Genomic DNA, 19,968 nt, shown 5'->3' with positions numbered 1-19,968 from the left:
ACTCCATCCAACGTATAAATTGTAGAGTCCTGATCTGTTGATCCCGCGTAATTAAGAGAGGACTTTGCAAAACCGTGGTTATTGGTCAATCTGAACTCGATTCAGATTCTCCATTCGTCTTTATAGTCAGTATTTGGAGATCCTGAATCAAGTTCAGGATGACGGTCAGAGTTTTACAAAGCCTTCTAAGATTGAAAAAACTTGATAAATAAGATCGTAGGTGAAATGATTACATCATTTATAGAGAAAGTACTATTCAATTAAAGCGTACCAAAATGCGGAATTGATTAATTTAAAAAGTAGATAAAAGAGTATTCTACAGTTAATTAACATTGAGGCGGGGCTATGAAATCTTACCTGAAAATTATATCCGTACCACTTTTCTTTGTGGGAATAGTAATGTTGATTCTGAGTAGCTGTGAAAATGGAGATTCGCCGCTATCACCGGATGTAGACAAAACTGATGTGAGAGATGCCTATCTGTTTTTAGTTGAAGCACATGCAGTAAAACAGGATGGCATGTTTACTATCATCAAAGCTTTTTCGAATGACTATAAGAGTAAATTTTTGGAAGAAGAGATGACGGAAGAGCAGTTAATGAAAGTTGCAGAAACCTTAGATTCCTTTTCTGCTTTTGCTGCTGAACATCGTGATGAATTAAATGATGCAGGAAATATTTTCGAATATTATACTCCAAAAAAAGACTTAAAAGGGGCCATGGTAGATTTTTTTGGATGGATTTCCGGCTCTTCCAAAAGAGCCCGGACAAGAGTTTTAACGGTTGCTTCAAATTTAACAAAAGAGGAAAGGTCACAACTTTATAATGACTGGTTGAGAGAAGAAACCAAACAAGAGTCTGAAAATGAAGATGATTTTTGGAAAAAATTAGAGAAAGGAGAACTCGATACAAAAGCGAATAGTATCTTCGCTGATTTCAACAATAATTTAGAATTTATTGAAATGGCTCAGGAAAAAGATCTTGATATACACAAGATTTTTGTAAAAGAGGGAGCTGAAGGAATAAATAAAGGAGCCACTGTACTCATTGAAGCAGTAAAAGAGGCAACGCCACTGGGTGAAGGTATGGGAATGGTGGAAAACGCAAATAATTACATAGATAATGCGGAGAAAGCAGTTGATGCTCCTCTGGATGGAGATGGAAAACTCGAGCAAGTAGAGAATGCAATAAAAGATTACCTGAGTGGATATGTACCCATAGATGAAATTATTGATAACAGTGAAATGGCCAAAGATTTAAGTGAGTCTCTAAAGAATCTTTACAATACATCAAAAGGAGCTCGAAATCCTGAAAACTGGCTGAATCGCAATCCAAAATGGGGTGGAGTTAAAATAGTGGATAAAAGTAAAACCGGAAGTGAATGCGATATTGTGGTAGCTGAAGCTACCGATTCAAATTTTGATAATATTACTCAGGTGTTAATTGGGCTAACCGACTATGTAAGCAATACTACAGAATTTGAGATGGTGGTTCCGGAAGGTAACTGGGAATTTAAATCCGTGGATATTTGGGGGAATTTTGAGAAACAGGTCACCGATATAATTGCTGGTGCAATGAATGAATTGTCAGTTTTTAGTGAACCTGATGAAAATGGTGACGACGACGGAGATGATGAGCTAAGCAAAGATCTTACCGGCAGGTGGGATGGTACCCTGGTCATTGAAGAAATCAACTTTGACTCCGAGGATATCGAAGAAGATGAAGATCTTGCAGAGGGGTGTGAAATAGATGATTTTGAAGAAATTGACTTTGACCAATTTATAGGTGTTGAGCAACCATTTGTACTTCAATTGGAAATTATTGAGAATAGCCAGGAATATGAAGCAACGATGATTATATACGATGTAGAAGATGAGCTTACCTCCGGATTCTCTGATAATTCGAGTATGAAAACAGCCTATAATATTTATACTGCTGAGGATGAAGATGAAGAGGTTATTTACTTGCATGGTGTATTTACAGACAACAGCCTAACTTTAACAGGTAAAGAACAGGGAGTTGGTATCACCTACGTTGGAGAGTTTGAAATAAAAGGAGAAGACAAATATACATTATCAGGTTACTGGTTAATGGGCACTACATCCAAACCTGAAATGATGACAGGAAGTTGGTCATCAGAACGATTACCTCCTGAGTTTTGGAAATGAATGAACTATAAAAATCCTAAGGGTTGTTAATAAATATCTTCCAATCATATTCACTCTATGTATGAAACACTATTTGAATTTTCTATCAGTGGTGTACCGTATTCAGTAAGCTCCTATAAATTTTTTGGAGTAGCAGGAGGACTTTATTTCTTATATAAACTCTTGGGAATTCTTAAACAAAATGACATAAGCCGTTATCATCGTTGGTTCATCTCTGGTATCATCGGTGTTTCATTTATCATTGGATCACGAATTCTTTATGCTGCATTTTTCCTGGAGAGAACGCTACTCGATCCATCTATTATCTACAAATTTGCACTTTCAAATTTTAGCCTGTTTGGAGGGTTATATCTATCGTTGTTCACCTTATGGGGCATTTCTAAATGGCAACAACTCCCTTTTCTGAAAACCTCAGATAAACTAATTCCCCATGTAGCCGTTACTTTAATTTTCTTAAGAACAGGATGCTTTCTGAATGGCTGTTGCTATGGAAAGGAAACCGATATGCCGTGGGGCGTTGTTTTCCCCCGTGATAGTTTCGTGCACAGAGCTCAAATTACTGAAAACCCACTAAGTTATTTTGCATCTGTTCAGGCCGTTCATCCCACCCAGATATACGAAATACTGGTTATCATTCTTTCAATAACTATTGCATGGATTGTCTTTGAAAGAATAAAATTAGCAGGACTTAAAACCTCAGTTTTTGTAATCAGTTTCACTGTAGGGCGTTTTATTATTTACTACTTTAGAGATTTTCAATCATCAGCAGAGAGTTCAATTGCTCATCATTTGCAGGCGCCCCTCTTATATAGCATTACTATTTTTATATTCTCATATTTTACCTATGTCAAGCTAAAAGAAAACGAGAAGTTACCCCGAAATTTTAAATTTAAGTAATTTAAAGTAATAAATAACAGTAGTTTAAGATCTTTAACAAGTGGAAATGGTGATTTTGGGAAAATAACCGGCCTTGAATAGTTGGCGGGAAAAAGGACAACGAGAGAACCGTGAGAAGAATCCTTTCATACCGGTGAGAAGCGAAATTTAAGGGTTGAAAGCGTTATGGACCATTGAAAGGATTCCACGGTGAACTCGTGTCCGCCGCCAAGTATTCACAGCCTTTGATTTTTTCGTTCTTTTGTATCAAGACAAAAGAACAAAGCATGTGCAACAAATTTACATCATAAAAATGGGGTAAGTCCTCAAAAGAAAACAGAATGCTATCTTGATAATTTTTAAAAATGAATCCAACAACTTGGAATACATGTCCCTTTTTGATCTTAATGAACTGCAGAAATTGTAGATTACCGGCTTAAAAACTCAGTAACCAAAACTTATACCAATGGATACTGCCACTTTGATGAACCCCTCATTAAATAACTGGCAGTTTTCGGACGGGTAAAAATCCGTTCTTCTCTTTAGTGAGAGCCTTTAAATTTTTCATCTGAAAGCCGACGTTAATTACCGACTTCAGGCATTCCGAAAAAGATTCCCGGCTGATAGAGTACATCTCAATCGCCTCCGAAACAATTTCGCGATTCTCGAACCGAATTTGTGAATTTGATTCCAGCGCCCGAAGCGCCTTTAAAATATCACATTTATCAAATTTCACATTCTCTTCGAAAAAAGTTGCTACCTCGTTCAATACAATATTGTTCAAAAAATAGGTTTCCGCCTCAGATGCCGAGTCAAAAAACAGGTCGGCATGGTGGCTTTGTTCATGATCTTCTACAAGATATGCCAGTAAAATTTCTGTAGTCAAAACTTTCATAATTTCTCCCGTTGTTTTGATGACGTCTCAAATTCATAATCCCCGTTTGCGTGCAGATCGGGGGTTTCGCCTTTTTTAATAATTCCTTTCAAATCGGCGATTGTTTCTTTCTTGCGGATGGTTACCGAGCCGTCTTCATTGACTTCTAAACTTGCGGTCTCTCCATCCTTCAACTTCAAATAGGATAAAATTTCTTGAGGTAAACTCAGGGTTCCATTCGAAACTTTTTTTTCTGTTCGCATAAGAACCTCCTTTTTTATGATAAAAAATAAAATCCGGTTGATTCGCATTCTTCAAAGAAGGAATCAACCGGATGGGTGTATGGTGGTTTACAGTCTTTATTAAAACTGCTCCATTGATTAGCTATCGGCATTGCCTGGTTCTACAAACTGAGTCAGGTTGCCGATAAATTGGATTAATTGATTTTCGATGTGAATTGATCTGTCTGTACGATCTCCTGCAGATAGAAGAAAATTCCATCCTGGTGCTTGTAATCAAGCAGTGACAGCAGGTTTTCAGGAGAATCAAATTGATCTTGATTCTTGTAATAAGCCAGTGTGAGATATGCTTTATATCTCAGTGAGTGGCTTTCTCCCTCAACGGCAATCCTGTTAAGGATCTGTTCTACTCTATCTGAAGAAAATTCAGGGTACTCAACTTTGTAGTTGATTGCGTTATACATGGATGATTCTACAACTCCTGTAATTCTGGAGTTCAGATTGTTAATCAATCCTTTTTCCAGTTTGTTAAAGAGTGCTTTCTCATTTTCAACCTTTTCAACTGCTGTTGAATCTTTTACCACTGTGTTATCAGCAGGTACTTCGCTGGCAACAGCAATACTGGCGATGAATAAGAAACTAACCGCGGTTACAATTCTTAATGTTTTCATTTTGATATTTGTTAATTGCGATTTATTTGAGTTTGATGTTGATTCTACAAAGTGAATCAGGATACCATTAAGTGGGATTAGTTGATTTTCGATGTGAACTGATTAGCCTCTACTATTGTCTGTAGATGGAAAAAGATTCCGCTATCATGCTTGTTATTCAGCAAAGATAACAGAGCTTTAGGAGAACCAAATTGATCTGGGTGTTGGTAATAAGCCAATGTGAGATACGCTTTATATCTCAGTGTATGACTGTTTCCCTCTTTTGCCATTCTGGCCAGGATCTCTTTTACTTTTTCGGAATTAAATTCCGGGTAAGTAATTTTAAAATTAACTGCATTATAAAGAGATGATTCAACAACTCCGTTAACGTTGGAATTCAGACTGTAAATCAATCCTGTTTCCAGTTTGTTAAAGAGTGCTTTCTCATTTTCAACACTTGTAACAGCTGTTGAGTCTTTTGCCACTGTGTTATCAGCAAGTACTTCACTGGCAACAGCAATGCTGGCAATAAATAAGAAACTAACTGCGGTTACAATTTTTAATGCTTTCATTTTGATATTTATTAATTGCGATTTATTTGAGATTGATGTTTTATCAACTCGATTAAAAGGTAGGGGGCTAAAAGCACTTAATTCAAGAGTTTGACTACTATTTTTTCCAATCTATTTTCTAAGATAGTGTCATAATTGCATCTTTTATCATTGGAAGCCCTTTTCATTATTTTGTCTTAACAATGTCTTAACACAGTTCTTTTTTGGCGAATTAAAAAACCTCAATAGCATTCGAAAAAAGCCCTTACAATGTCTATTTTTATAGAAAGCGCTTTCGGACATTACAATCATAATTCTGCCAAAAAAACATATACTTTTTGGTAAATTTAGAGATGGAAAGCGCTTCGAATATGGGCTTCTTGTTACTCTGACAGGCTCTGTGAATGCTTTTTGTGCGAGTTTTGAGAGTAACAGGTCCAAATTAAGGAAAAGTTGAGAGTCAACTTCATAATTTTTAGTTAACAATCCCATGATCCAAAAAAAATTCAACAACGTTATCATAGAATTAGACGGTGGAAATATTGTAGACCAACCCGATTGTGATGCCATTGTAAATGCGGCGAATGCCCAACTGCAAATCGGAGGCGGAGTGGCTGGAGCCATTCACAGAATCGGTGATCCGGAGCTTACCGAAGAAACCAGGAGTCTTGCCCCCATCACTCCCGGTGAGGCTGTTATTACATCAGCCCCAAACTTTCCAAACAGTCATATTATTCATTGTCTTGGCCCGGTGTATGGACGGGATAAACCGGCAGACCAGCTTCTCAGAAATTGTTATGTAAACGCACTGAAAATAGCTGATGAGAATGAATTAGAATCCATAGCTTTCCCGGCTATTTCAACCGGTGCATTCGGCTATCCTATGGAACAGGCTGCTAAAATTGCATTAACGGCTGTCAAAGAGCTATCTATAGATTTAGAGCATATTAAAACCGTTCGGTTTGTACTCTGGGGACAAAATGCATTTGATGTTCACGCAGATATGTTGGAGAAGATATCGTAGTATCAATCACTCTTGATAAGTGGATTAGCGAATTCTGAAATTTTTTATCGAAGTACTTATTCGATGAATTCGAGTGAATACCCTGTAAATGAAGCACGAGCGAGACCCCGACGAACCCTATCTTGTGGACACATCTACATTATTCAAGTATAAACCAAGATTCTTATGGAGTCGTGCAGGCATGATAGCCTGTATCAGTGAGATCCATCCGTGCGTTCGCAGCGCTTTCTTCGGATTGCAGTGGAGGGATCCCCTGAAAACTATGGATGATTCATTCCGGTAGACGTCTTATAGATATAGATAAACTTGTGTCCACATGATAGGATGGATCGGGATACTGCTCGCTTTATCTCAGATTAAACAATGCAAATTTCGGGGTAACTTCTCAATGATATTAAAGATTAATTAATCCCTAAGAATCTTTTCTATTAACTTAAATCAATCCCAAATTGCTACCACATATTTCGAACGATGTATCTCGGGATCATTTGTAAGAATTGGAAGATTTAATTCTTTTCCGGCAGCGGAAATCAAACGATCATGTAATTCCGAAATGTCTTCAATTTTAAATGCTTCTTGAATCGTAGAAAAGGAGAGAGTATGTTCTTTAAATGAAGCGTTATTTTGGATCAGATTTTGTGATTCAATTAAATTTGTATCAATTCTTCCTTTTTCTGAAAGGTAACCCAATTCCGCAAATACCATGGAAGGAATAATGATTTCAGCTTCCTTCTTTGCGGCTTCCAAAAATCGTTTTTTAACTTTAGGAGGCATTTTTCTTTTCTCAAGCCAAAGAATTAAAGCCATGGTATCGGCAACATAGCTATACATTCGGAAAGAGTTTTTTGTAGTCTGTAAACTCTTCTTCGAGGTGAGTAGCCTGAGACTTGCTTAACTTTGACAATTCAATGGAAACAGAATTCTGTGTTTTCTTTAATGTTTTTTGTCTGATGAACTTGGCAAAATCTACGATCTCTTGTTGGGCATCTTCGGGAAGACCTTTGGTGTTTTTAATAAGTTCTTTTTCTAATTGGGTGGTTGACATAGTTCGTACATTTTGTTTTTACACTGATCAATATAACAAAATCTTTTGGTATTCAGATTCCCGATTTGGAAAACAACTGAATCTTTGGGATTAATTCCGAGAACTCTTTATACAGGGAAGCCAGTATTAAACAGCAAAACCGGAGGTTCCGGCATGCATTCCGGACGGGGCTTTCGGAACCAAAACCTATCCGCAGATCTTGAACATGTTAAAACCGTTCGGTTTATACTCTGGGGACAAAATGCATTTAATGTTCACGCAGATGTGTTGGAGAAGATATCGTAGTATCAATCACTCCTGATAAGTGGATTAGCGAATTCTGAAATTTTTTATCGAAATATTTATTCGATGAATTCGAGTAGATACACTGTAAATGAAGCACGAGCGAGACGCTCGCGCTATCTCTGATTCGTCCGAAGAAAAAGACTATCGACGGACGAGAGATCAAGCCACCCGGTTGGCGATTGTCTTCTTCGCCTGCCGAGTAAACGTTTTGAATACTCAAAATTCAACAGCCGAAAGGGCAATCGAGAGATTTTATAGAGGCTATTCATCGGATGAGTGTTTAAGCTAAATTTTATGTTTTCAAAATTTAGGAGGGGGGTGTAAATACGCGAATAGCATTGGACACCCCTCCCCCGACATACCTGTCGGGTACTCCCCTCAAGGGGAGATATCTGCGAGTTTAGATCTAAAAACTATAATCGTCAGGCGAAAGATTACTCTGCATAAATCTCATTTAAAACGCCGGCCATTCGTACACCTGCCTGGAGTAATCTCTTGTAGATAATACCTTTTTTATAGTATCTATATTCGTAACTAAGCCGCATATTGTCTGGCAGGTCATACACCTCATCGCGGTAATCCATCGACTCGTACGCCCAGTCTCTCACCGAATCATTCTGCCAGTTTTCAACTTGTTCATATGTTGCAGTATTTAACTCATCGGCAAGCTCCGTATAACTCATTTGAAAGGACTCAATAATTCCACTATCCCACACCCGGTGTATATTGGAATCATCACCAAACCATTGGAGGCGAACATCATTTCCGCCCCGGTCCTCGCCGTTTCCAACGTGCAGCGGCTGATGAATATCGCCGATCATATGCATCACCAGCTTCAGCTTTTCCCTTTCCTCGTCTTCCGTCAGATCTCCCTCTTTTAGCTCCTCAATCAACGTCTCCAGCGCCCATATAATATCGCCACTTTCCTCCTGGATTTCAGGATCGTACTTCTCACCATCCGGGATGGTTACATAGTGCCATGTATCAAAATCGTAGCTATCGTCCGAACGGATATCATCCATCCAAACCGTTGAAATGGCGATGGACCGATCACCAAGAATCTTTTGTACCCGGGCTTTTACGAGATCATTCATATGTTTTTCAGCAATTTCGCCCGAAACATAATGCCCGATCTGCCCCCATCTTTCAGTTTCATGTGAATCGGAATAAAAGCCGGTGAGAAGTAGAAGTGAAATTAATAGATGCATAACTGTCTGTTTTTCTTTTTAAGATAAGAGCTTTGTTGATAGCAGAAAGTAAAAATCTTTGATTGGTTTGAAAAAATAATCCACTACTTTTACGAGTTGAAACTTCAACATCTTTCAATTATGAACTGATCAATTCTTCCGCTCTTCAGCCAGTTTTTTAAAAAGCTCTTTCTCTTTTGAGGTGAGATTTTCAGGAATTTGAATTTCTGTTCTCAGGAAATAATCTCCTCTCTTTCCCTTTCTCTTGAACTGCGGAAGACCTCTCCCGGCCAAACGAAATGTTTTGCCATTTTGAGTTTCCGGCGGAATATCCAACTTGATTTTTCCCTCGAGTGTCTGGGCTGTCAGCTTCCCACCTAAAACAGCTGTATAGAGATCCAGCGGCACTTTCTGATAGATATCGTTGCCTCTCCTTTCATAACCTTCCGGCTCTCTGACGTTCACTTTCAGGTAGAGATCCCCCTTTGGACCTCCCATTTGCGAAGTTTGTCCTTTCCCTTTCAGTTTAAGTCGTTTTCCATCTTCTATACCGGCGGGAATTTTAAGTTTAACTCTCTCCCCGTTTATTCGAAACTGTTTCTCTGTACCGGTGAGTACATCCTTTAGGTTTACATCTACCTCGGCCTTTGTGTCATGCCCTTTTTGGCGCACATTCCGGCCCGTTCTGCTTTGATATTGACGTGCCTGGGATTGGCGTCCGGCAAACGGATCACCGCCGCCCCCGCCAAAAATCGTTTCAAAAAAGCTGGAAAATGGACTCTCGCCACCTCCCGCTCGGCCTCCGCCACCGAAAATATCCTCCATATTAATTCGCTGGCCGCCACCTTGGTTTGCATATTGGTTCCAGTTAAAATCATCAGCACTGGCACCGGCCTGTTCATATTTTTTCCAATCAGACCCGACTTTATCATACAATTTTCGCTTCTTCGGGTCTTTCAGAACTTCGTAGGCTTCACCGATCTCTTTGAATTTCTCCTCGGCGCTATCATCATCAGGATTTTTATCCGGATGGTATTTAGCTGCCAGTTTCCTGTATTTCTTCCTAATTTCGTCCTGGGACGCATCCCTGGACACACCTAAAATGTTATAATAATCTTTATAGTCCATAATATTACCTCATGTAATGTTATAGCAAAAGATATGCCACCACCCACAGGTTTGCGATTTTGACAGTGCCAATTACCTGAATTTGACAAAATACAAGTCAGCGTCTCTCCAAGACATAAAAAAAAGCCCCTGCCAGCAAAGACAGAGGCTTCAACCCTAACCATAACCACATATGGTTTGCTTACATCAATTCGATAGCTATGAAAACATTTCTACCTTGCCTGTTTACACGCAGCAGAACGGCATCAGTTTCATCATCAATATAATTTTGAATAGCACCATAAAACTCATTTGGATTTGTTACGGCTTGCTCTCCTACCTGGGTAATTACATCGCCGCGTTGCAATCCTTGCCGGGCTGCAGGACTTCCCTGGGAAATATTCGTTACCACAACTCCATCAACATTCTCGTTTAATTGAAGCTGCTGTCGAATAGAGTTTGTTAAATCTTCAACAGAAAATCCGAGTGCTTCTTTCAGATCGTTCATGCGATCATCATCTACTCTTGTGTTGCCTGCCATCTCTTCCATATCGCGCTCGGCCAGTTCTATATTGAACTCCATCTGTTCACCATCGCGGATGACTTCAAGGGAAATCTCATCGCCGGGTTTTTTACTTCCGATGGCAACCTGAAAATCTCTGTAGGCTTCAATTTCTTCACCGTCCAAAGATACAATTACATCACCATCTTGCAATCCTGCTTCTGCTGCAGGTGTGTCTGGCAGTACTTCTCCAATGATGACCCCTCTTGCTCTGTTAAGGCCAAGAGCACGTGCCATGGTTCTGTCAACCGTACTACCACCGATTCCAAGATAACCTCTTGCTACACGGCCTTCCGTAATTAATGCCTCCATTACATCGCGGGCCATGTTCACCGGAATAGCAAATCCTACTCCCTGGTTGCCGCCGCTTCGGCTGGCAATTGCGGTATTAATTCCAACAAGCTCACCATCAAGATTCACGAGTGCTCCGCCTGAGTTACCGGGATTAATAGCAGCGTCAGTTTGTATGTAATTTTCATACATATTTAAACCCAGCGAAGAGCGGCCGCTTGCACTTACAATTCCCATAGAAACCGAATGAGCAAAATTGGGATTCAGCGGGCTACCTATAGCCAAAACCATCTCTCCTACGCGGATTTCATCACTATTCCCCAAGGCGATCGCGGGAAGGCTTTCATCCACATCAACTTTTAAAACGGCCACATCACTGGCGGGATCTGTTCCCACAACTTCAGCATTCATCTCATCGCCGTCAAAAAACCGAACATTGATCTCTTCTGCGTTTTCAACTACGTGATTGTTTGTGAGGATATATCCATCCTCAGAAACAATAACGCCTGAGCCCAATCCCTGACGGCTATATTCTCTTTCCTGGTTAAATCGAGGATCATCAAAAAAGAAAGAAAAGGGAGATTGTTGACGCCTTGTAACGGTTTGTGTAGTGGTAATTGTTACTACCGTTTTATTCGTTCTCTCTGCAATGTTAACAATTGCATCGTTGAAGTCCTTCAGAGTGGTAATCGGAGTCTGGTCAGCAGTAGTTTCCGTAGTATTAAAGTCGGGTAACCGAAACATGGATGCATTATTCGACCCATTATCGGTTGCGTAATGCATTCCTACAAATATAAAAATCACTGCAAACATCGCAGCAATACTAATCTTTATTTTATCCATCTTAGATAAATATTTAATTGGATTTTTAATGTACTTTAACGTGAAATTTTTATCTTATTGTTCAAAAATTTCTTTGTATCAAAAAGATGCCGGAGGCGCATATTCAATGCGGCTCCGGCGCTAACTAACCTGCTCTCTTTAGGGGACTAAGTAGAACAGTTCTTCAATTATTTAATTTTAATTTGTTTCTTCGTCTGCTGCTCACTCTTATCAACGGTAATGTTTAGTATTCCATTGTTGTAAGAAGCAGAAATACTATCAACTTCTACATTTTCCGGTAGTGTGAAAGAACGACTGAAGCTTCCATAGTGTGATTCAACTCTGTGATACTGCTTATTGTCTTCTTTCTTCTTAAACTTTCGTTCGCCGGAAATCGTTAAAGTGTTATTTTCAATGTTGAGCTCGATATCATCTTTGTTCATACCGGGAACTTCAACATCAATCATATATTGATTGTCCGTCTCGGAAATATCAATGCTGGGTGCAAATCTGTTTTGCCGAGTTGCCACTGCATCATTGAAAAATTCATCCATGATGTCTGAAAATCTTTTTCCGAAGACGTCTGTTTTAGGTTGATTATATTTTATAAGTGTCATAGCTAATCTCCATTTGGTTAAGATTAATTCATTATTTCACTTATTAATATTGCAACCTTGGTGCCAAACCAAAATTTCAATGAATTTAATGACAACCTTGATTCAGGTTTCTGCATTTATTTCATTGTTATAACGTTCACAGACCGTTTGACATTATATAATGGACAACCTGTCTTTTCTGAACTGTAAAGTTGGCGGAGAGTTGTTTAAACAGACATAGATGTCCCCTTTGATCTATTTACTCTGTTAAAAAGTAGAAGTGCAGATCGTAATATTGAGAGTAAATTTTCTCTTAAATGAAAAATATAAGGGAGATTCTATTTTTCTCCCTCATATTCAAAAAGCTTTCTTACTGGTAACTTTTATTCCATTCTTTTGCTAAGAGAAATGCCATTTCAAGACTTTGTTCGTAATTAAGGCGAGGATCGCAATAGGTTTCATAGTTATGACTAAGCCCATCTTCTTTCAGCCCGTTGGCACCTCCCACACATTCTGTTACATTATCACCTGTAAGCTCAAGATGAACACCACCAAGATAACTTGCCTCAGATCGGTGGACACCAAAAGTCAGATGTATCTCTTTAAGAATATCTTTGAAATTTCGGGTTTTCACGTTGTTATCAGTAGCATAGGTATTACCATGCATAGGATCGCAACTCCAAACCACAGGGTGACCGTTTTGTTTGACAGCCCGGATGTAAGACGGTAAATATTTCTCAACATTCTCCTGTCCCATCCTGGTAATCAAAACAATTTTTCCAGCCTCATGAGATGGATTAATATTGTCTAAAAGGCTCAATAAATTGTCAATATCAAACGGAGGGCCAACTTTTATACCCACAGGATTTTGGATTCCCTTCAGGTATTCAACATGAGCCCCGTCTAACTGCTGCGTTCTATTTCCCAGCCATACAAGGTGAGAACTAAGGTTAAACCATCCCTGTTTCCGGGGAACTCTTCTTGTTTGAGCCGAATCATAAAACAGGTTCAATGCCTCGTGTGATGTATAGATATCTACTTTATGAGCCGTATTAAACCTGTTATTAGGAGTGATCGTCTCCATAAATTTAATGGAGTTATTGATCGAACTAACCATCTCCTCGTACTCCTTATAGAACTCATTGTTATGCATAAAATCGAGTTCCCATTGTTCGGGATGCTGCAGATCGGCAAATCCCTCATCGGCTAAAGCCCGTAAGAAATTCAATGACAGGGCCGATTTTTGATATGCTTCGATCAATCGCTGTGGATCGGGTTTTCTTGCTTCCTTATTTGGCTCATAGCTATTGATAAGATCTCCTCGATAGTTGAGCATCTTTTCGCCGTTAACTATCTCAAAATCCTTTGATCGGGGTTTTGCGTATTGACCGGCAATACGTCCTACCCGAACCACTTCGGTGCCCATCTCATGAATCATGATGAAACTCATCTGGAGCATCACCTTTAATAGGTTTACCAATTTGGATGATCGGCACCCTTCAAACGTTTCTGCACAGTCACCACCCTGCAATAAAAATGCTTTTCCATCGGAGACTTTTGCAAGTTTGTCTTTCAGTGCTTCAATCTCCCAGGATGTAATCAGCGGAGGTAAGGCTTTTAAATCTTCAAATGCATCTTGTAACTCCTCTGTACTGGGATATTCGGGGAGCTGTGTGATCTCTTTATCATTCCAGGAAAGCGGATGCCATCCATTACCTTCCATAAGATCGGGGACTTCAATTTTATTTGCTCGTTTGGCGATTGTACTCATTGGTTCATTTAGATACGGTTAAAAGACTTTAAATATAAGCATCATTTATCGAATTGATAAAGTTTAAATCTGCAATCGATTAAACGTATGGATTAATAATATCTTTCAAGCATAATCAAAAGTTTAAAAATTCAACTTTACGTAAGGCTGCCCAAAAAGGATGTCATTATAAACCCCGCATTCCCGGGGCAGGCTCGATTCTCCAAAGGAGTCCTTGGGACAGAATCTCCACTCTTTAACTATGCTTGGAGATACCGGATTGGGGTCCAGTATGACAAAAATGAGAATATTGATTTCTCTCACATCCTTTTTTGACAGCATCACTGCGTTTGTAAAATGAATGTGTTTCTTTTTTTCCTTGTTGAAGTGGATGTTGTTCTTACAAACTCTTTGTATCTTTAAAGTTTTAATCTCAATCCACTCCAATTGCAAGAAAATATTGTCATTCGCGGAGCCCGCGAACACAATCTCAAGAACATAGATATTAATATCCCACGGGAGCAGTTTGTGGTTTTAACCGGTATCTCCGGTTCGGGAAAATCATCGCTGGCCTTTGATACGATTTATGCAGAAGGGCAACGCCGTTTCCTGGAATCGCTCTCTGCCTACGCCCGGCAGTTCCTGGGTATGATGGAGCGCCCGGATATCGATTTTATTGATGGCCTCTCCCCCGTTATTTCCATCGATCAGAAAACAACAAACCGGAATCCCCGGTCTACAGTTGGCACAATCACAGAAATATATGATTTTCTCCGGCTGCTGTACGCCCGCATTGGTATGCCCTATTCCTACGAATCTGGTAATAAGATGGAAAAACAAACATCAGATCAGATTGTTTCATCAATCATGGAGATTGAGCATGGTACTAAAGCTTACTGCCTTGCTCCTGTAGTTCGGGGACGCAAAGGCCATTATAGGGAGTTATTTGAGCAGATGAAAAAGCAGGGCTATATAAAAGCCCGGGTGGATGGTGAATTAATTGATCTTGAGGGAGAGATTAAACTCGACCGGTATAAAACACATAATATAGAAGTTGTAGTTGATCGGTTCGTGATATCGGAAAACAGCGCAAAACGAATTTCAGAAAGTGTTCACCTGGCGTTGGAAATGGCCGATGGAAACTTGATCCTCGGAATACAGAAAGACGGCGTGATCAAAGATAAGGTGTACAGTAAAAATTTATATGATCCCGAAAGTGGACTTTCCTATGAAGATCCGGCCCCCAATCTTTTCTCTTTTAATTCGCCCTATGGTGCCTGTAAAGCTTGCAATGGCCTCGGATACCGGTATGATGTAAGCCGTGAACTTGTGATTCAAAATCCCGAAAAAACAATTAATGAAGGGGCAATACGGTTTTTGGGTGAACCGAGAGACATTTTTGTCTTCAAACAGTTGAAAGCTGTACTGGACACAGTTGATCTGGATTTCGACACTCCTATCGAAGATTTCCCGGAAGAGGCATTAGATCTTCTGTTTGAAGGCGGCGGTGACCAGAAGTTTAATGTGAGTTATGATTTCAAAAAGAATAATGTAACCTATAAACATAAGTTTTCCGGCCTGCGATCTATCATTCGGGAGCAGTACGAAGAGAGCAAATCCAACAAACAGCGCGATAAAGCGAAAGCGTATCTGTCAAAAATAAAATGTCCCGATTGTGGTGGGGGCCGCCTCAACCCCGAGGCACTATCCTATAAAATTGATGGGTTAAACATTCACGATCTTGTTGAGCAGGATATTTCAAGTCTTCGAAAAACCATCGGCAATCTGAAACTGAATGAACGTCAGCGAAAGATTGGTCAACAGGTACTAAAAGAGGTCATTGACCGACTTGATTTCCTGCTGAATGTAGGACTGAACTACCTGACCCTCGACCGCGAAGCACAAACATTGAGCGGCGGCGAAGCTCAACGAATCCGGCTGGCAACGCAGATCGGAACACAGCTTGTAGGCGTACTCTACATTTTAGATGAGCCAAGTATCGGACTTCATCAAAAAGACAACATTAAACTGATAAACTCCCTCGAAACTCTTCGCGACCTTGGAAATTCGGTTATTGTTGTAGAACACGACCGCGAAACAATTGAACATGCCGATTATGTGGTTGACCTGGGGCCGGGTGCCGGAACAGAAGGTGGATATATAGTTACCGAAGGCAAACCGGAAGAGCTTGATCCCGAATCGATGACCACAAAATTTTTGAGAGATGAAGAGATCATTCCCTATCCTGATAAACGAAGAAAAGGATCGGGCGGAACTCTTAAAATTAAAAAGGCGAGTGGTCATAATCTTAAGGATGTGGACCTCGAAATACCCCTTGGAAAGTTTATCTGTGTAACCGGCGTAAGTGGCAGTGGAAAGAGTTCCCTCATCAATCAGACAATAACCCCTATCTTATCGAATGAGTTTTATAATTCGAAAGATGTACCTCTTCCCTATCAAAAGTTTGAAGGAATTGAGAATGTGGATAAAGTTATCTCTATTGATCAAAGCCCGATCGGGCGAACACCCCGATCTAATCCCGGAACGTATACAAAGGTATTCGATCATATTCGCTCTCTGTTTGCCGAACTTCCTGAATCTAAAATCCGGGGATACGACCAGGGACGATTCTCATTCAACGTAAAAGGAGGCCGATGTGAGGCATGTAATGGCGATGGTGTTCGAAAAATTGAGATGAACTTCCTGCCCGATGTGTATGTGGATTGTGAAACCTGTAACGGTCAGCGCTACAACAGGGAAACCCTTGAGATCCACTATAAAGGCAAAAATATTTCTGATGTACTGCAGATGCCAATCAGTGAAGCGGAAGACTTTTTTGATTCAATTCCCGCCATCAAACGAAAACTAAAAACATTGAATTCGGTTGGTTTGGGATATCTGACGCTTGGCCAATCCAGTACTACCTTAAGTGGCGGCGAGGCTCAGCGGATTAAACTCTCGCGCGAACTTTCAAAAATTGGCACCGGTGATACGGTCTATATTATGGATGAACCGACAACCGGACTCCACTTCCAGGATGTTCGTATGCTGGTCAATGTAATCCAAAAGTTGGTTAATAAAGGAAATACGGTCATTGTTATCGAACACAATCTCGATCTTATCAAAGCGGCAGACTGGATTATTGATCTCGGCCCGGAAGGCGGACATGCCGGCGGTGAAATTATCGCTGCAGGAACTCCGGAAGATCTTGCAAAAAATGACGAGAGCTATACTGGCCGATATCTCAAACAAGAATTTGAAAGAGAGCATAAACGATCTAAAACCTCTGTGTAGAAAATCAGGTAGCAGATCGATTTGAACACATTTTTTGATCGGTTTTAGTTATTTGAAATCGGCTTTCATTAGTGTAAAAAAAATGTTTGTCAACTGATTGGTTTCTCTATATTTTTACAAGTCTGATGAAAAACAGAATTCACCATATCCTTCGGTCGGCAACCATCACATGTTTGATGGCAGGATTTCTTGCACACCTGATTGTGCCGTTCTCCAGCCAGGCTCAAAAAACAGCATTTACCCGGTGGTTGAATCACAATGTGGTTTCTTCGGGTAATGAAAGTGAGATCGAACTCAGGAATACCATTAATGAGTTATCAGACCAGACCGGAGATTTTTGGGGATTAGTTCAGGAAGCTTCTGAACTGGTTGCCAATCATAAAGATCATTTTAAAATCCTTGTTTCACAGCCAGGGGAAAATGACCATTCACCCCAATCGGACTGGTTAATTGATCAGTGGAATAGTTTTCAAAACCAAAAATCGGGATTTAATTCTGTTCTTTCTGAATCTGCAAAAGCTCTCGCCAACTGGGTTCCGCAGGATCTCAATGTTTCATTCCTGAAAGCTGATACCGGCACCGATCATCACGGATTTTATAAAAACCAGTTTTTCTTCTTTTTTCGAAGATCTGCCGATTTTCTCCAGCCTTTGAGCAGCGGAATCAGCATTAATGCTCCGTAGTATTCTCTCCTCTGTCAACCTTTTAACAGAGGTGCTTACAAAAACAGCCTTCTGTTCATATCTATCATTATTTAACGATTAAACCTTTTTCAAAAGATTATCTGAAGAAATTATGAAATCACAAAATAACGGATTTAAAATTGGTAGTATCGTCCTGTTTCTTGGCCTGACGATCTACTATCTGTTTCCAACCATACAATGGCAGCTGGAACAGAGACATATGGAAAATATGGTACCGTCTGAACGTGTACAGTACCAGGAAGAAAATGCAGCAAAATTACAGCAGCTTCGTGAGGAGTCACTCTCCCTGGGCCTTGATCTCCAGGGCGGTATGTATGTAACTCTTGAGGTTGGAACCCCCCAGTTGCTGCAGGAACTTGCCGGCGAATATGCGGATGAGGAACTTGATGAAATCATACAGACGGCAAGAGATCGGGCATTCGAACAGCGAACAGATTTTATTGATGAATTTGTAGCTGAATTTGAAAGCCGGAATCCCGATGGATTACTGAGCCGGTATTATCGTTCTGATGCAGATAACATTACGCGTCGATCTTCAAATGAAGAGATAACGAACTATCTCAGGCAACAACGCGACGAAGCAGTTGACCGGGCAATGGAAATTATCCGGTCTCGTGTAGACAGGTATGGAGTAACCGAACCTTCTATCCTTCAACAGGGGAACAACCGAATTGTAGTTGAGCTTCCCGGCGTGGACGATCAAGAGCGTGTTCGGGATCTTTTACGGGGAACAGCACGTCTTGAGTTCAGACTTCTGCCCGAACCGGAAGAGATCAACGCTGTAAAACAGCAAATTGCAGATTATTTCAGCAATCAGATGGAACAAGAACAGGCCGATACGTTACAATCTGACACATTGGGACAGGCTGATGATGAAACAACAAACCTGCTTGAAGTGTTTGATCTCCGAGGAACCAATCAACACTCTTTTGGATATTCCGCCGGACGAGACACATCTACTGTAAACAGGCTTATCCAACAGGAAGAAGTGCAGAGTTTCATACCAAGAAATATGGAACTGATGTGGGGAGCCACACCATTTGCAGAAGATAACGGCACCGAACTTTATGAATTGATAGCTGTCCGAAACCAGATAGAATTGACAGGTGATGTAATTTCGGAAGCCCGGGTGGCGTTCGATCCAACCACAAATGCTGCCGAAGTTTCCATGTCTATGAATGCTGAAGGGGCCCGGCGATGGGCTCGCATTACAGGTGCCAACATAGGACGGCCCGTAGCCATTGTACTGGATGGTTATGTCTACTCATATCCAACTGTTCAGAATAAAATCAACAACGGTCGATCCTCCATTTCAGGACTCGGCGGGGTTGAAGAAGCGGAAGACCTTGTAAACATTCTGCTTTCAGGTGCACTTCCCGCCCCGCTTGATATTATTGAAGAACGAACCGTGGGGGCATCACTTGGTGAAGATTCAATTCAAGCCGGTCTCTATTCCACTCTTTTTGGTCTTGTAGTTGTAGCACTTTTTATGATTGTTTATTACCGCGCTGGAGGTGGAATTGCCGATCTTGCACTGATTCTCAATATTATATTTATTCTTGGAATCCTGGCTGCCTTTAACGCCACACTTACCCTTCCGGGAATTGCCGGTATTGTGTTAACGATCGGTATGGCGGTGGATGCAAACGTATTGATATTCGACAGGATACGTGAAGAGATGAGGGGAGGTAAAACACTTCGCGCTGCTATTGATAACGGGTATGCTAATGCCATGAGTGCTATTGTGGATGCCAACGTGACTACTTTTTTCGTAGCGATTATACTCTACAGTTTTGGAGTCGGTCCGATTAAAGGTTTTGCAGTTACGTTAATGGCAGGTATTGTTTCTTCACTCTTTAGTGCAATTGTCATTACACGTGTGGTTGTTGATTACCTCACACGTGATAAAACCGCCGACGTTAACTTCGGTTAAACAAATAAAAAA

General features: G+C 40.4%; 18 protein-coding genes. 7 read left to right on the top strand and 11 right to left on the bottom strand.

Going from position 1 to position 19,968, the window contains the following annotated elements:
* Nucleotides 1-345: 345 nt before the first annotated feature.
* Entirely contained in the window at nt 346-2,166 is a 1,821-nt protein-coding gene (locus U5K72_16780) for a hypothetical protein (GenBank protein MDZ7720472.1), read from the top strand.
* A 57-nt stretch (nt 2,167-2,223) separates the two neighbouring features.
* Nucleotides 2,224-3,063 carry a prolipoprotein diacylglyceryl transferase family protein gene (locus tag U5K72_16775; GenBank protein MDZ7720471.1) on the top strand — a complete coding sequence of 280 codons (840 nt, stop codon included), beginning with the start codon at nt 2,224-2,226 and terminating at the stop codon, nt 3,061-3,063.
* A 475-nt stretch (nt 3,064-3,538) separates the two neighbouring features.
* Here U5K72_16775 and U5K72_16770 read toward each other — a convergent pair whose 3' ends face one another.
* The 4 genes from U5K72_16770 to U5K72_16755 form a co-directional block, all read right to left on the bottom strand.
* Nucleotides 3,539-3,937, bottom strand: a complete 399-nt coding sequence (locus tag U5K72_16770) for a hypothetical protein (GenBank protein MDZ7720470.1) — start codon at nt 3,935-3,937, stop codon at nt 3,539-3,541.
* Nucleotides 3,934-4,179, bottom strand: coding sequence for a hypothetical protein (locus U5K72_16765; GenBank protein MDZ7720469.1), 246 nt, complete (start codon nt 4,177-4,179; stop codon nt 3,934-3,936). Before U5K72_16765 ends, U5K72_16770 begins: the two co-directional genes overlap by 4 nt.
* Nucleotides 4,180-4,352: 173 nt before the next feature.
* A complete protein-coding gene (locus U5K72_16760; GenBank protein MDZ7720468.1) occupies nt 4,353-4,826 on the bottom strand; it encodes a hypothetical protein in 474 nt (157 codons plus the stop codon).
* 77 nt (nt 4,827-4,903) lie between these two features.
* Nucleotides 4,904-5,377: a hypothetical protein gene (locus tag U5K72_16755; protein ID MDZ7720467.1), complete on the bottom strand. Its 474-nt coding sequence runs from the start codon at nt 5,375-5,377 to the stop codon at nt 4,904-4,906.
* Between the two features lie 469 nt (nt 5,378-5,846).
* Between U5K72_16755 and U5K72_16750 the strand changes: the two genes are divergently transcribed.
* Nucleotides 5,847-6,380, top strand: coding sequence for a macro domain-containing protein (locus U5K72_16750; GenBank protein MDZ7720466.1), 534 nt, complete (start codon nt 5,847-5,849; stop codon nt 6,378-6,380).
* 438 nt (nt 6,381-6,818) lie between these two features.
* On the opposite strand, the gene U5K72_16745 is transcribed toward U5K72_16750, so the two are convergent.
* Complete coding sequence (locus tag U5K72_16745) at nt 6,819-7,211, bottom strand: PIN domain-containing protein (protein MDZ7720465.1); 393 nt, start codon at nt 7,209-7,211, stop codon at nt 6,819-6,821.
* Nucleotides 7,204-7,425, bottom strand: a complete 222-nt coding sequence (locus U5K72_16740) for a DUF2281 domain-containing protein (GenBank protein ID MDZ7720464.1) — start codon at nt 7,423-7,425, stop codon at nt 7,204-7,206. The genes U5K72_16745 and U5K72_16740 overlap by 8 nt, the downstream gene beginning before the upstream one ends.
* A gap of 84 nt (nt 7,426-7,509) precedes the next feature.
* Here U5K72_16740 and U5K72_16735 point away from each other — a divergent pair, with 84 nt between their 5' ends.
* A complete protein-coding gene (locus tag U5K72_16735) occupies nt 7,510-7,710 on the top strand; it encodes a hypothetical protein (GenBank protein MDZ7720463.1) in 201 nt (66 codons plus the stop codon).
* Between the two features lie 434 nt (nt 7,711-8,144).
* On the opposite strand, the gene U5K72_16730 is transcribed toward U5K72_16735, so the two are convergent.
* The 5 genes from U5K72_16730 to U5K72_16710 all read right to left on the bottom strand — a co-directional run bounded on the left by U5K72_16730 (nt 8,145) and on the right by U5K72_16710 (nt 14,046).
* Nucleotides 8,145-8,918: a S1/P1 nuclease gene (locus U5K72_16730; GenBank protein ID MDZ7720462.1), complete on the bottom strand. Its 774-nt coding sequence runs from the start codon at nt 8,916-8,918 to the stop codon at nt 8,145-8,147.
* A gap of 129 nt (nt 8,919-9,047) precedes the next feature.
* A complete protein-coding gene (locus U5K72_16725) occupies nt 9,048-10,025 on the bottom strand; it encodes a DnaJ C-terminal domain-containing protein (protein ID MDZ7720461.1) in 978 nt (325 codons plus the stop codon).
* Between the two features lie 181 nt (nt 10,026-10,206).
* Nucleotides 10,207-11,700 carry a Do family serine endopeptidase gene (locus U5K72_16720; GenBank protein MDZ7720460.1) on the bottom strand — a complete coding sequence of 498 codons (1,494 nt, stop codon included), beginning with the start codon at nt 11,698-11,700 and terminating at the stop codon, nt 10,207-10,209.
* A gap of 167 nt (nt 11,701-11,867) precedes the next feature.
* A complete protein-coding gene (locus tag U5K72_16715; protein MDZ7720459.1) occupies nt 11,868-12,296 on the bottom strand; it encodes an Hsp20/alpha crystallin family protein in 429 nt (142 codons plus the stop codon).
* A 349-nt stretch (nt 12,297-12,645) separates the two neighbouring features.
* Nucleotides 12,646-14,046 (bottom strand): 3-deoxy-7-phosphoheptulonate synthase class II, encoded by a 1,401-nt coding sequence (locus U5K72_16710; GenBank protein MDZ7720458.1) that lies wholly within the window; start codon nt 14,044-14,046, stop codon nt 12,646-12,648.
* Nucleotides 14,047-14,472: 426 nt separating this feature from the next.
* On the opposite strand from U5K72_16710, the gene uvrA reads away from it, so the two are divergent.
* The 3 genes from uvrA to secD all read left to right on the top strand — a co-directional run bounded on the left by uvrA (nt 14,473) and on the right by secD (nt 19,956).
* A complete protein-coding gene (gene uvrA / locus U5K72_16705; GenBank protein MDZ7720457.1) occupies nt 14,473-17,319 on the top strand; it encodes an excinuclease ABC subunit UvrA in 2,847 nt (948 codons plus the stop codon).
* Between the two features lie 125 nt (nt 17,320-17,444).
* On the top strand, nt 17,445-18,002 hold the full coding sequence (locus U5K72_16700) for a hypothetical protein (GenBank protein MDZ7720456.1): 558 nt from the start codon (nt 17,445-17,447) through the stop codon (nt 18,000-18,002).
* Between the two features lie 112 nt (nt 18,003-18,114).
* Entirely contained in the window at nt 18,115-19,956 is a 1,842-nt protein-coding gene (secD, locus tag U5K72_16695) for a protein translocase subunit SecD (GenBank protein ID MDZ7720455.1), read from the top strand.
* Nucleotides 19,957-19,968: the final 12 nt, after the last annotated feature.

The organism is Balneolaceae bacterium (genome assembly GCA_034521495.1).
Taxonomy (GTDB): domain Bacteria; phylum Bacteroidota; class Rhodothermia; order Balneolales; family Balneolaceae; genus Rhodohalobacter.
This window is presented reverse-complemented; position numbering and strand designations above follow the sequence as displayed.

Excerpts from the sequence above, each read along its gene's own strand:
- U5K72_16780 (MDZ7720472.1), top strand. The coding sequence starts at position 346 with ATGAAATCTTACCTGAAAATTATATCCGTACCACTTTTCTTTGTGGGA.
- U5K72_16775 (MDZ7720471.1), top strand. The coding sequence starts at position 2,224 with ATGTATGAAACACTATTTGAATTTTCTATCAGTGGTGTACCGTATTCA.
- U5K72_16770 (MDZ7720470.1), bottom strand. The coding sequence starts at position 3,937 with ATGAAAGTTTTGACTACAGAAATTTTACTGGCATATCTTGTAGAAGAT.
- U5K72_16765 (MDZ7720469.1), bottom strand. The coding sequence starts at position 4,179 with ATGCGAACAGAAAAAAAAGTTTCGAATGGAACCCTGAGTTTACCTCAA.
- U5K72_16760 (MDZ7720468.1), bottom strand. The coding sequence starts at position 4,826 with ATGAAAACATTAAGAATTGTAACCGCGGTTAGTTTCTTATTCATCGCC.
- U5K72_16755 (MDZ7720467.1), bottom strand. The coding sequence starts at position 5,377 with ATGAAAGCATTAAAAATTGTAACCGCAGTTAGTTTCTTATTTATTGCC.
- U5K72_16750 (MDZ7720466.1), top strand. The coding sequence starts at position 5,847 with ATGATCCAAAAAAAATTCAACAACGTTATCATAGAATTAGACGGTGGA.
- U5K72_16745 (MDZ7720465.1), bottom strand. The coding sequence starts at position 7,211 with ATGTATAGCTATGTTGCCGATACCATGGCTTTAATTCTTTGGCTTGAG.
- U5K72_16740 (MDZ7720464.1), bottom strand. The coding sequence starts at position 7,425 with ATGTCAACCACCCAATTAGAAAAAGAACTTATTAAAAACACCAAAGGT.
- U5K72_16730 (MDZ7720462.1), bottom strand. The coding sequence starts at position 8,918 with ATGCATCTATTAATTTCACTTCTACTTCTCACCGGCTTTTATTCCGAT.
- U5K72_16725 (MDZ7720461.1), bottom strand. The coding sequence starts at position 10,025 with ATGGACTATAAAGATTATTATAACATTTTAGGTGTGTCCAGGGATGCG.
- U5K72_16720 (MDZ7720460.1), bottom strand. The coding sequence starts at position 11,700 with ATGGATAAAATAAAGATTAGTATTGCTGCGATGTTTGCAGTGATTTTT.
- U5K72_16715 (MDZ7720459.1), bottom strand. The coding sequence starts at position 12,296 with ATGACACTTATAAAATATAATCAACCTAAAACAGACGTCTTCGGAAAA.
- U5K72_16710 (MDZ7720458.1), bottom strand. The coding sequence starts at position 14,046 with ATGAGTACAATCGCCAAACGAGCAAATAAAATTGAAGTCCCCGATCTT.
- U5K72_16700 (MDZ7720456.1), top strand. The coding sequence starts at position 17,445 with ATGAAAAACAGAATTCACCATATCCTTCGGTCGGCAACCATCACATGT.
- secD (MDZ7720455.1), top strand. The coding sequence starts at position 18,115 with ATGAAATCACAAAATAACGGATTTAAAATTGGTAGTATCGTCCTGTTT.